Origin of the sequence: Paraburkholderia sp., assembly GCF_035656215.1 — a bacterium.
GTDB lineage: Bacteria > Pseudomonadota > Gammaproteobacteria > Burkholderiales > Burkholderiaceae > Paraburkholderia.
Window position 1 is genome coordinate 1 of the sequence record NZ_DASRSY010000056.1, and the last position, 7,777, is coordinate 7,777.

General features: G+C 61.9%; 6 protein-coding genes and 1 pseudogene. 4 read left to right on the forward strand and 3 right to left on the reverse strand.

The genetic code is table 11. The features are described from left to right. Positions 1–93: pseudogene (locus VFE81_RS03050) on the reverse strand (DeoR family transcriptional regulator); the annotation flags it as partial. A gap of 330 nt (positions 94–423) precedes the next feature. On the opposite strand from VFE81_RS03050, the gene ggt reads away from it, so the two are divergent. From ggt to VFE81_RS03070, 4 genes are all read left to right on the forward strand, one after another. Further along, positions 424–2,061 carry a gamma-glutamyltransferase gene (gene ggt / locus VFE81_RS03055; RefSeq protein ID WP_325043175.1) on the forward strand — a complete coding sequence of 546 codons (1,638 nt, stop codon included), beginning with the start codon at positions 424–426 and terminating at the stop codon, positions 2,059–2,061. A 100-nt stretch (positions 2,062–2,161) separates the two neighbouring features. After that, positions 2,162–3,523, forward strand: a complete 1,362-nt coding sequence (locus tag VFE81_RS03060; protein ID WP_325043176.1) for an MFS transporter — start codon at positions 2,162–2,164, stop codon at positions 3,521–3,523. A 340-nt stretch (positions 3,524–3,863) separates the two neighbouring features. Further along, positions 3,864–4,691, forward strand: coding sequence for a ferritin-like domain-containing protein (locus tag VFE81_RS03065; protein ID WP_325043177.1), 828 nt, complete (start codon positions 3,864–3,866; stop codon positions 4,689–4,691). Positions 4,692–4,818: 127 nt separating this feature from the next. Next, positions 4,819–5,343: a hypothetical protein gene (locus tag VFE81_RS03070; protein ID WP_325043178.1), complete on the forward strand. Its 525-nt coding sequence runs from the start codon at positions 4,819–4,821 to the stop codon at positions 5,341–5,343. Positions 5,344–5,382: 39 nt separating this feature from the next. Here VFE81_RS03070 and VFE81_RS03075 read toward each other — a convergent pair whose 3' ends face one another. After that, positions 5,383–6,975: a DEAD/DEAH box helicase gene (locus tag VFE81_RS03075; RefSeq protein WP_325043179.1), complete on the reverse strand. Its 1,593-nt coding sequence runs from the start codon at positions 6,973–6,975 to the stop codon at positions 5,383–5,385. A gap of 224 nt (positions 6,976–7,199) precedes the next feature. Beyond that, on the reverse strand, positions 7,200–7,777 hold a 578-nt coding region (gene trhA, locus VFE81_RS03080; RefSeq protein ID WP_325043180.1), incomplete at its 5' end, for a PAQR family membrane homeostasis protein TrhA.

The window sequence follows — 7,777 nt, forward strand, 5'->3', positions numbered from 1 at the left end:
GAGGTCGTCCACGGTCACGAAGCCGTCGCGTTGCACCCACTCCAGCAGTTCCTGTTGCCGGGCATTGAGAGTCAGGCGGGGGTCTCGGGTCATGTGTCTCGGGTCGTGGGTTTTTATCGGCGCTGCCCGTCAGCGGCGCGATAAGCTGAGCCGGAAAACGGGTAATGCGTGAACGAGGGTGAGCGTATTGTAAGACCATCGCACGTCCTGTCCGCTAACTCGTGCGTCATCGTTCGGTTCGGGGACGACCGTGCGGCGACTCATTCAGATCATTTGCGCATTTATTCATTTGATAAATGAATTTGTTTTTTGTGCCGGATCGCGCTGCAATCCAAGGTTCCGCGTTTTACCCCGTTTTTACCCGTTTCCCATGGTTTCCGGCGTTCGAGAACGCGCCGGGCCGCGCTTTCGAGAGTGTTCGACATGACTGGCTTCAACTGGCAAAACCCCTACCCGACGCCGCGTCTGCCTGTATTCGCGCGCAACATTGTTTCGACTTCGCACCCGCTCGCCGCGCAAGCCGGCCTACGGATGCTGTGGAAAGGCGGCAATGCCGTCGACGCGGCGATCGCGGCGGCCGCTGCCATTACGGTGGTCGAGCCGGTGTCATGCGGCCTTGGCGGCGACGCCTTCGCGCTGGTGTGGGACGGCAAGAAGCTGCATGGTCTGAACGCTTCCGGCGTGTCGCCAGCGGCGTGGAACGTCGATTACTTCAAGCGCAAATACGGTGAGGAAAACGACCTCGCGAAGCAGCCCAAGCGTGGCTGGGACGCCGTGACCGTGCCGGGTGTGATCGCCGGCTGGGAGGCGCTGCATCAGAAATTCGGTTCGCTGCCGTTCGCCGATCTGATGGAGCCGGCGATCGAAATCGCCGAGCGAGGTCATGCGGTGGCGAGCATCGTCGCTTACAAGTGGGCGGCCGCCGTGCCGGAATTGAAGGACCTGCCGGGCTTCGCGCAAACCTTCATGCCGCGCGGCCGCGCGCCGGAAGTCAGCGAGCTGGTGCGCTTTCCCGGCCACGCGAAGACACTGCGCAAGCTTGCTGAACAAGGCCCGCGTGCATACTACGAAGGCGATATCGCCGAGCAGATCGCGGCGTTTGCGCGTAAAGGCGGCGGCGCGTTGACGCTCGACGATTTGCGCAACTACAAAGCGGACTGGGTCGAGCCGATCGGCAAGGATTATCGCGGCTATACCGTGCATGAAATTCCGCCGAACGGGCAGGGCATCGCCGCGCTGATCGCGTTGGGCATCCTCGAAAAATTCGACGTGAAAGAACTCGCCGTCGACAACGTCGAGTCGCAGCATTTGCAGATCGAAGCGATGAAGCTGGCGTTCGCCGACGTCTATCGCTACGTCGCTGATCCACGGTCGATGGAAGTGACACCCGAGCAGATGCTCGACGACGCGTACCTCACGTCGCGCGCGAAGCTGATCGACCACAAGCGCGCCACGCAATTCGACTTCGGCATGCCGAAGGCCGGCGGCACGATCTACATGTCGGTCGCGGACGAGCGCGGCATGATGATCAGCTTCATCCAGTCGAATTACATGGGCTTCGGCTCGGGCATCGTGGTGCCGGACAGCGGCATCGCGATGCAGAACCGCGGCTGCGGCTTCTCGATGGACCCGAAGTCGCCGAACGTGGTGGAGGGTGGCAAGCGGCCGTTCCACACCATCATCCCGTCGTTCCTGACGCAGCAGGTGGACGGCAAGCAGGAAGCGGTGATGAGCTTCGGCGTGATGGGCGGCGATATGCAGCCGCAAGGCCATCTGCAATCGATCGTGCGGATGCTCGACTACGGTCAGCAACCGCAGGCCGCCTGCGATGCGCCGCGCTGGAAGGTCAACCGCGACTTCACGATCGACATCGAATCGACGCTCGATCCGCAGACCGCCGCGGCGCTGCAGAAGCTGGGCCACACGATCAAGTCGGTCGACGATCCGTACATGGACTTCGGCTCCGGCCAGTACATCTGGAAGCTCGACCGGAACGATCCGGACCGCGGCTACGTGGCGGCGAGCGACAGCCGTCGCGACGGGCTGGCAGCCGGCTTCTGAATGAGCCAAACAAACGGAGTGCGGTGTCGCGCACGCGCCTCGTGCGTACTCAGCGCGTCCAGCGCAACCAGAACTAGCATCAGGCAGGGCAGGAGACATCATGAATACCCCCGCGTCGCGATCCGCGACGGCATCCCCGCATTCCACGTCCGCTCCGCTTTCCAAAGCGATGGTGCGACGTATCGTGTTTTCGTCGTCGGTCGGCAATGCGTTGGAGTGGTTCGACTTTCTGGTCTACGGCTACTTCGCGACCATCATCGCGAAGCAGTTCTTCCCGATGCAGGACGAATGGCTATCGACGCTGCTCGCGATCGCCACCTTCGGCATCTCCTTCCTGATGCGGCCGCTTGGGGCTGTCGTACTGGGCGTCTATGGCGATCGCAAGGGTCGTAAGGCGGCGCTCACCCTCGCCATCGCGCTGATGATGGTCGGCACCTTTACGATGGCGGTGATGCCGCCGTATGCGTCGATCGGTATCGCCGCGCCCGTGTTGATCCTGCTTGCGCGGCTCGTGCAAGGCTTCGCGGTCGGTGGTGAGTTCGGCAGCGCGACGGCCTTCATGGTCGAACACAGCGCGTCGCGGCGTGGCTATTACGCGAGTTGGCAGTTCGCGAGCCAGGGCCTGGCTGCGATCACCGCGGCGGCCTTCGGTTCGCTCCTGACCGCGTGGATGCCGCCCGAGCAACTCAATAGTTGGGGCTGGCGCCTGCCGTTCATCTTCGGTCTGCTCGTCGGGCCGGTGGGCTATTACATCCGTTCGCATCTTGACGAGACGCCGGAATTTCTCGCGTTGCGTGAAGCGCGTGAGGCGGCAGGCAAGCGTCATGAGACGCCTGAAAAGGATGCGTCGTTCAGCAACCAGTGGGTGAATCTGCTGCTGGCCGTGGGTATCGTTGCGCAGTCGACGGTCGGCGTGTACGTGTTGCAACTCTACATGCCGATGTACGCGGTCAAGCAGTTGCACATGCCGGCAGCGGCGTCATTCGGCGTGGTGGTGCTCAACGGTGGCTTGCAGTTCATTCTGTCGCCGGTGATGGGCGCGTTGTCTGACCGTATCGGCCGGATTCGCATCATGCTGACGACGTCGATTCTGATGGGTACGCTGATCTACCCGATGTTCGCGTGGTTGCAGACCCATCCGACGATCGGCTGGCTGCTGGTGTTGCAAGGCACAGCCGGCGTTTTCAAGGCGGCTTACTCCGGACCGATGCCCGCGCTGATGTCCGAGATCTTCCCGACGCAAGTGCGGTCGACCGGTCTTTCAATCGGTTACAGCATCGGCGTGACGATTTTCGGCGGCTTTGCGCCGACGATTGTGGAGACCTTCATTCATTTGACCGGCGACAAACTCGCGCCAAGTTACTACGTCCTGATTGCCGCGGTGCTTTCGGGGTTGTCGCTCATCGTGGTCGCGTGGCGTATGCGGCGCGTCCGTCATCTCGAAGGCGTTCAGCCCGCATGACGGCATTGCCGGCGGGCGTTGTGCTCCGCAGCGAGCGTTGCCGCGCTTAACGTGCACAGTCTGTTCAAGCCAAAGCCAGCTCGTCGAGCTGGTTTTTTTGTGCCTTGCGTGTTCGCTTGTAATCAACCGAAGGATTCGACTACCGTGAAATTGGAACTGTGGCGGTCCGGCATGGTCTGTGCTGGGTTATCTGCAGAGTTGCCAAACACCGGCTAAGATGCAAGATACGAGGGGTTAACTCTAATTCAAGGCGCTGTATCTGACACGGCGAACCGCCCTTGCGATAGTGGGCGGTTTCGAGCGCTCCACGAGTCGATACAGCTTTCGGAGCAAGGACACAATGCACACTGAGCTGAACCATGTGATGCCCTGGCGGATCGAGAATATCGACCTCACCCGCATAGATCGCCAGAAGGCAGTGGCTAACGAAGACCTGCTGCTTCTGTTGTGCGCCGCTTCGTTTATCGAAAGCGGCACCGATCTTTACACCAGCAATCTGAGCACTTTCTTCGACGGTGACCCGGAAGTCTCGGCCTGGCTCAACCAGGAATGGGAGCCGGAAGAGATGCAGCACGGCCGGGCTCTCAAGACGTATATCGCGTACGTCTGGCCCGAGTTCGATTGGGACACCGCGTTCCGCAATTTCATGGAAGAGTATTCGCTGACCTGCTCGTTCGAAGACTTCGAAAAGACCCGTGCGCTTGAGATGGTGGCCCGCTGTGTGGTGGAAACGGGCACGGCAACGCTGTATCGCGCGATCGGCGAATGTTCGGATGAGCCGGTGCTCAAGCAGATCACCGACAACATCCGCACCGACGAAGTCCGTCACTACAAGCACTTTTTCAAGTTCTTCAAGAAGTACAACAAGATCGAAGGCAACGGCCGTCTTGCGGTTCTCGGCGCGCTGATGCGCCGCGTGATGGAAATCAAGAACGAAGACTCGGAGATCGCGTTGAGGCATGTCTTCGCGATTCGCTATCCGGAGCGCGTGCACGATTCGGCTTACAACCGCGAGCGCGCGGCACGTATCAATGCGCTGGTGCGGCGCAATCTGTCGGCGGACATGTGCGTAAAGATGCTGCTCAAGCCACTCGATTTGCCGGCCAAGATTCAGCCGGGCGTGCATTACCCGCTCGCCAAGATCACGCAGCACGTGTTCTTCCGCTGAGGTTTTTCTGCTGAGTCCACGGCGGATAGAGACGAAGATGAATGGCCCGCTTGCGCGGGCCATTCGCTTTTCGAGGCATGATTGATCCTGGCAACCTTGGCAACCTGTTTCAGACTGGATCGACACGATGAGCGATTCCCCTACACCCGAACGTCCACTCGAACAGAACGTGTTCGACGAATGGCCTGACGCTGTCCGCACGTTGTTCGACGGTTCGTCGCTGGCGAGCAAGACGGGTTTCACCGCATCGCTGCTCACCGTCGATGCGAACGGCCATGTGCGCACCTCGCTGCTCGGCGTCGGCGAGTTGTATGCGCCTGATTCGCGCTCGCTCTGCATCGCATTGTGGCCGCAGGCTCGGGCGGCGCGCGTGATCGCGCAAAGCGGCCGGGCCGCGCTGACGTTCGTCTGCGACGAGGCGTTCTATCAGGTGCAGTTGCGTTTAACGCCGCTAGCGGGCGTGAGAGGCGATGACAGCGGCCTTGTGTACCTGATTGGCTCGATCGACACAGGGGAGGCGCAGAGCGTGCGTTATGCGCGCCTGACGAGCGGCATTACGTTTGAACTGGCAGGGGAAGGAGAGACGGTGCTCGATCGATGGGAACGGCAGATCGAGCACCTGAAACAAGCCGCCGCTGCGGCTAGCCGTTAGTCTGGGACTGCGGCTAGCGAGCAGGCAGTTGCTTAATGCTTAACGGCCGCGCTGACCGCTGCGCGTCGGCTGGCCGCCACGCGGCGCGTCGTTGCGCGACTTCGTGCCGCCCAGCAAGGCACCCGGATTGCCGCCTTGCGGCTTGGCGGCCTGCGGCTTGCGCGGTGCATGTTGCGCGGCGCTGCCTTCGTGTGCGGCTGCACGCGGTTGGCCGTCCTGACGCTGGCCGTCGCGGCGCGCTTGGCCGCCGTTGCCGGCAGGCTTCGCACCTTGCGGCTTCGGCTGCTGCTGACCATTCGCGGGACGCTGACCCGAACGTTGCGCCGGCTTGGCCGCTGCTGCGCCGTCGCGGCGGCCGCCTTCACGCTGACCGCTCTCGTGCCGGGCGTCGCTACGCTTCGGCGCGCCTTGACCCTGGCGCGGCGAACGTCCACCGCCACCGCCGCCACCTTGGCCACGGCGCAGAATCGGCTCTGGCTTCGCAGTCGGATCCGGCTCAAAACCGGCGATCACTTCCTGCGGCACCTGACGCTTGATCAGCTTCTCGATGTCCTTCAGCAGTTGCAGTTCGTCGACGCACACCAGCGAAATCGCTTCGCCCGATGCACCTGCCCGACCCGTGCGGCCGATGCGGTGCACGTAATCTTCCGGCACGTTCGGCAGATCGTAGTTGACCACGTGCGGCAACTGATCGATATCGATGCCGCGTGCGGCGATGTCGGTTGCGACCAGCACTTGCAGCGTGGCGTCCTTGAACTCGGCGAGCGCGCGCGTACGGGCCGATTGGCTCTTGTTGCCGTGAATCGCCAGTGCGCTGATGCCGTCTTTCGTCAACTGTTCGGCAAGGCGGTTCGCGCCGTGCTTCGTGCGCGTGAACACCAGCACCTGGAACCAGTTGTGTTGCTTGATGAGATGCGTGAGCAGCTCGCGCTTCTTGTCGCGGTCGACCGGGTGAATCTTTTGTGCGACGAGTTCAGCCGTCGTGTTACGGCGGGCGACTTCGATCAGCGCCGGCGAGTCGAGCAGATTGTCGGCGAGTGTCTTGATCTCGTCGGAGAAAGTGGCCGAGAACAGCAGGTTCTGACGCTTCGGCGGCAACTTTGCGAGCACGCGCTTGATGTCGTGGATGAAGCCCATGTCGAGCATGCGGTCAGCTTCGTCCAGCACGAGAATCTCGAGATGCGACAGATCGATCGTCTTCTGCTGCATGTGGTCGAGCAAACGGCCCGGCGTTGCGACGACGATGTCCACGCCGCTGCGCAACGCGCCGATTTGCGGATTGATGCCGACGCCGCCGAACATCACGGTCGACTTCAGCTTCAGGTACTTGCCGTAAGCGCGCACGCTTTCTTCGACCTGTGCAGCGAGCTCACGCGTCGGCGTGAGGATCAGCGCGCGCACGACGCGCTTGCCCGAGGCCGTGGTGGCGGCGGGCATGGTGTTCAGACGCTGCAGGATCGGCAGCGTGAAGCCGGCGGTCTTGCCGGTGCCGGTCTGCGCGCCGGCCAGCAGGTCGCCGCCGTTGAGCACGGCAGGGATCGCTTGCGTCTGGATCGGAGTCGGAGTGGTGTAGCCGAGTTCGAGTACAGCGCGGACCAGCGGTTCGGACAAGCCGAGGGAATCAAAAGACATAAATGTTCTTTGCAATGCAGTTTCGCGAACGGCACCAGACGGCACCAAATGGGCACAAGCTGGTACAAGCGCGGCATGAACACGCCCGCATGGCGCGTTCGAGGCCAAAGCCCGGTTCCGGTCGCAGAGAAATCGGCGGCACGCGGGAAACGCGTGCCGAATGCTTCAACGCGCTATGCAGACACGTTGACTGGCCTTTAGTTGCATTTCGCCGCCGTGGGATGTCACGCGACGTAGCGCGCGACACTGACGAATTGACACAGACTGCCCGCCAGTACGAACAGGTGCCAGATACCATGTCCGTGCCGGATGCGCTCGTCGTTGATGAAGAAGTAGATGCCGGCGCTGTAGATGATCCCGCCGGCCACGAGCCAGGCGGTACCCGCTGCCGGTAAGGCTTGAACCAGCGGGCGGACGGCAACGAGCGCGAGCCATCCCATCAAGACATACAGCACCATCGAAACGCTGCGGGTGCGTCGCCCGAGCGTCAGTTCCTGCACGATGCCGAGAGCGGCAAGCCCCCAGCTTACGCCGAAAAGCGACCAGCCCCACGGTCCGCGCAACGTAACAAGTGTGAACGGGGTGTAACTGCCGGCGATCAGCAGGTAGATCGCCGAATGATCGCATTTTTGCAGAACGGCTTTCACGCGCGGGTTGCGCACGCTGTGGTAAAGCGTTGAGATAGCATACAGCACGAACAACATTGCACCGTACACACTGAAACTCACCACTTTGTACGCGTCACCGTCGAGCGCGCCCATTGTCACGAGCGCAGCAAGACCCACCACCGACAGTACGGCGC

Bases quoted from the DNA above. Each gene is read 5' to 3' on its own strand.
- ggt (WP_325043175.1), top strand. From the start codon at position 424: ATGACTGGCTTCAACTGGCAAAACCCCTACCCGACGCCGCGTCTGCCT.
- VFE81_RS03060 (WP_325043176.1), top strand. From the start codon at position 2,162: ATGAATACCCCCGCGTCGCGATCCGCGACGGCATCCCCGCATTCCACG.
- VFE81_RS03065 (WP_325043177.1), top strand. From the start codon at position 3,864: ATGCACACTGAGCTGAACCATGTGATGCCCTGGCGGATCGAGAATATC.
- VFE81_RS03070 (WP_325043178.1), top strand. From the start codon at position 4,819: ATGAGCGATTCCCCTACACCCGAACGTCCACTCGAACAGAACGTGTTC.
- VFE81_RS03075 (WP_325043179.1), bottom strand. From the start codon at position 6,975: ATGTCTTTTGATTCCCTCGGCTTGTCCGAACCGCTGGTCCGCGCTGTA.